This is a genomic window from Micromonospora sp. NPDC049799 (assembly GCF_040656655.1).
Classification (GTDB): domain Bacteria; phylum Actinomycetota; class Actinomycetes; order Mycobacteriales; family Micromonosporaceae; genus Micromonospora.
In genome coordinates, this window is record NZ_JBFAMU010000487.1 from 1 (window position 1) to 3,762 (window position 3,762).

Below are 3,762 nucleotides of genomic sequence, written 5' to 3' on the forward strand. Positions count from 1 at the left end.
CGGTCGGGTCGGCCGTGCACACCAGCACCGCCGCGCCGGGCGTGTCCGCCGGGGTCAACCGGTCGACCAGGTCGGCGAGGCGGCCCCCGCCGACCACCGCCGACGGCAGGTCCACCACCAGGACCTCGGGGAGGCAGGCGGCGGCCCGGGCCAGCGCGACCCGGAACCGCTGCGCCTCGGAGAGCAGGTGGGGCCGCAGGTCCAGGGTGGGGGCGAGTTCCAACCGGTCGACCACGGTCGCGGTCCAGTCGTCGACGACGTCGCGCACCCGTTCCCGCCGGCGCCAGCCGTACGCGATGTTGCGGCGCACCGTCAGGTGGGGCAGCAGCGCGCCGCCGGCCGGGACGTACCCGATGCGGCGGCGGTTCGGTGGCAGTGCGGTGACGTCGCGGTCGGAGACCAGGACCTTCCCGTCGACGGGCGGGGTCAGCCCGACCACCACCCGGGCGAGGGCGGTGCCGAGCCTCGCGGGCGCCCGCAGGGCGGCCGTCACGCCGGCGGGGACGTCCAGGGTGACCGCCGACGTGTCCGGGAGGGCGACGAGTGCACGCAGGCGTAACGTGGCCATCACCTCCGGTGACCGGTGTCGTCGCCCCCAGGGTGGCACACGACGGCGACAATCGATGCCCGGAGGTGTCCACGGTGGACGTGTCGGCGCCCGGTCCTCAGTGGTAGATGGCGGCGAGCCAGACGTCGAGCAGCACGTCGACCACGTCCCGCTCGGCCACCGAGGGGCCGTCCCCGGCGAAGGTCGCGTACCAGACGCGCTCGTTCATCGAGTTCAGGGCGATGGCGAGGTCCCGCGCCGGCAGCCCGGCGGGCGCCGCGCCGCGCCGCCGCTCGGCCGCGATCGCCGTCTCGATGGCCTGCACCCAGCGTTCCATGACCGTCGCCCAGAGCCGCCGTACCTCGGCGTTGGTGCCGCGCACCTGCGCGCAGGCGAGCACGACCGCGCGGTGCGCGCCGAACGTGCGGTGGAACCGGTCGATCAGCTCGCGCCACCGGGCCCGGGGATCCTCGGCCAGCCGGTCCAGCACGTCCCCGGCGGCGGCGTCGGCCTCCTCGATGACCCGGTCGAGCAGGGTGAGCAGCACCGCGTCCTTGGACGGGAAGTAGAAGTAGAACGTGGGGCGGGAGATGCCGGCGCCCCGGGCCAGGTCGTCGATGGAGATGTCGGTGAAGGCCCGCTGCTCCAGCAGCCGCTCGGCGGTGGCGAGGATGGCCTGCTCCCGCTCGTCGCCCGCGGACCGGGCCGCACGGCGCCCGCGCGGCGTCGGGTTCCCGGCGGCCGTACGGGTGGGCGTCATGCCCGGGAACTCTACAAGCGGTTCGACAGGGTGTCGATTGCCGTCGACAGGGTGTTGACGCCCGTCGAGAGGCGTGGATAGTGTCCGACATCACTACCTCGACACGGGAGACGACATGGCCACCACCGACCACGTCGACGTGCTCATCGTCGGTGCCGGCCTCTCCGGGGTCGGCGCCGCCTGCCACCTGATCCGCAACTGTCCGGACAAGACGTACGCGGTGCTGGAGGCGCGGGGCGCGATCGGCGGCACCTGGGACCTGTTCCGCTACCCCGGCGTCCGGTCCGACTCGGACATGTTCACCCTCGGCTACTCGTTCAAGCCGTGGACCGACCCCAAGGCGATCGCCGACGGCGACGCCATCCGGTCCTACGTGCGCGAGACCGCCGGCGAGTACGGGGTCACCGACCACATCCGCTTCCACCACCGGGTGGTCCGCGCCGACTGGGACAGCGCCACCGCCCGCTGGACGGTCACCGCGCACCGCGCCGACACCGGCGACGACGTCACGCTCACCTGCGACTTCCTCTTCACCTGCTCGGGCTACTACCGCTACGACGAGGGCTACACGCCGCCGCTGCCCGGCGTCGAGCGTTTCGCCGGGCGGATCGTGCACCCGCAGCACTGGCCGGAGGACCTCGACCACACCGGGGCCCGGGTCGTGGTCGTCGGCAGCGGCGCCACCGCCGTGACGCTGGTGCCGGCGATGGCCGAGCGGGCCGACCACGTCACGATGCTCCAGCGCTCGCCCACGTACGTCATGGCGCTGCCCTCGCGCGACGTGGTCGCGGACACCCTGCGGCGCGTGCTGCCGGAGAAGGCCGTGTACCCGGTCGTGCGGTGGAAGAACGTCCTGCTCGCCACCGCCAACTTCCAGCTCAGCCGCCGGGCCCCCGCCGTGGTGAAGAAGCTGCTGCGCCGGGCCGCCCGGGGCCGGCTGCCGGTCGGGTACGACGTGGACCGGCACTTCTCACCCCGCTACGACCCGTGGGACCAGCGGCTCTGCGTGGTGCCCGACGGCGACCTGTTCACCGCGATCACGCGGGGCCGGGCGTCGATTGTCACCGACACCATCGACACGTTCACCGAGACGGGCATCCGGCTGCGCTCCGGCGCCGAGCTGGAGGCCGACGTCGTCGTCACCGCCACCGGCCTCAACCTGCTGGCGTTCGGCGGCATGACGCTGCACGTCGACGGCGCCGAGGTCGACCTCGCCGACACGGTCGCCTACAAGGGCATGATGCTCTCCGGCGTGCCGAACTTCGCGATGACCATCGGCTACACCAACGCGTCCTGGACGCTGAAGGCCGACCTCGTCGCCACGTACGTCTGCCGGCTGCTGCGCCACCTCGACCGCACCGGCCAGCAGATCGTCACCCCGCTGCCCCCACCGGGCGGCGAGCTGCACCCCATCATCGACCTGACCGCCGGGTACGTGCTGCGCAGCGTCGACGCCCTGCCCAAGCAGGGTGCCCGGGCGCCGTGGCGGCTCTACCAGAACTACACCCGGGACGTACTGCTGATGCGGCACGGCCGACTGACCGACGAGGGCGTCCGGTTCTCCCGGGCCGGCGCTGGAGAGAGGAGCACCGTCCGTGCGTGACTTCGTCTTCCCCGGCGGCACGGCCGTCGTCACCGGGGCGGCCAGCGGGATCGGGGAGGCCCTCGCCCGGGGCCTTGCCCGGCGCGGTGCCGACCTGGTCCTGCTCGACCGCGACGCCGACCGCCTCGACACCGTGGTCGCCGCGATCCGCGCCGCGCATCCCGACCGGCAGCTGTCCACGTACGTCGTCGACCTCGCCGACGGCGCCGCCACCGCCCGCGTCGCCGAGGAGATCCGGCAGCGGCATCCCCGCGTCCGGCTGCTGGTCAACAACGCCGGTGTCGCCCTCGGCGGCCGGTTCGACCAGGTCACGCTGGACGAGTTCAGCTGGGTGATCGACATCAACTTCCGGGCGGTGGTGCAGCTGACCCACGCGCTGCTGCCCGCGCTGAAGGCCGAGCCCGGCGCCCACCTGGTCAACATCTCCAGCCTCTTCGGACTGATCGCCCCGCCCGGCCAGGCCGCCTACTCGGCGAGCAAGTTCGCCGTCCGCGGCTTCACCGAGGCGCTGCGCCACGAGCTGGTGGACGACGGCATCGGCGTCACCTCGGTGCACCCCGGCGGCATCAACACCCGGATCGCGCAGAACGCGCGGGTCGGCAGCGGCGTCGCCCCGGAGGAGTACGAGACCGGCCTGCGCCAGTTCGAAAAACTGCTGTCCATCCCGCCGGAGAAGGCCGCCGAGGTGATCCTGCGCGGTGTCCGGCGACGACGCGGTCGCGTCCTGATCGGCTGGTCGGCGAAGCTGCCCGACCTGCTGGCCCGCATCGCCCCCGCGTCCTACGGGAAGCTGCTGGTCACCGGCCTCAACCGCGCGGCCGGCGACCCCGCCCGCCGCGCCACCGCCGTCCC

The 3,762-nt window shown here is 73.5% G+C and carries 4 protein-coding genes; 2 read left to right on the forward strand and 2 right to left on the reverse strand.

What is annotated here, in order from left to right; genetic code table 11:
- The coding region (locus tag AB0I76_RS24985; RefSeq protein WP_357040052.1) for an ATP-binding cassette domain-containing protein at window positions 1-568 on the reverse strand (568 nt) is incomplete at its 3' end.
- Between the two features lie 97 nt (window positions 569-665).
- Window positions 666-1,307: a TetR/AcrR family transcriptional regulator gene (locus tag AB0I76_RS24990; protein ID WP_357040055.1), complete on the reverse strand. Its 642-nt coding sequence runs from the start codon at window positions 1,305-1,307 to the stop codon at window positions 666-668.
- 115 nt (window positions 1,308-1,422) lie between these two features.
- On the opposite strand from AB0I76_RS24990, the gene AB0I76_RS24995 reads away from it, so the two are divergent.
- Together AB0I76_RS24995 and AB0I76_RS25000 are read left to right on the forward strand one after the other, a co-directional pair.
- Window positions 1,423-2,910 (forward strand): NAD(P)/FAD-dependent oxidoreductase, encoded by a 1,488-nt coding sequence (locus AB0I76_RS24995; protein ID WP_357040058.1) that lies wholly within the window; start codon window positions 1,423-1,425, stop codon window positions 2,908-2,910.
- A partial coding sequence (locus AB0I76_RS25000) for an SDR family NAD(P)-dependent oxidoreductase (RefSeq protein ID WP_357040061.1) occupies window positions 2,903-3,762 on the forward strand: 860 nt, incomplete at its 3' end. The genes AB0I76_RS24995 and AB0I76_RS25000, both read left to right, overlap by 8 nt.

Bases quoted from the DNA above. Each gene is read 5' to 3' on its own strand.
- AB0I76_RS24990 (WP_357040055.1), bottom strand. From the start codon at position 1,307: ATGACGCCCACCCGTACGGCCGCCGGGAACCCGACGCCGCGCGGGCGC.
- AB0I76_RS24995 (WP_357040058.1), top strand. From the start codon at position 1,423: ATGGCCACCACCGACCACGTCGACGTGCTCATCGTCGGTGCCGGCCTC.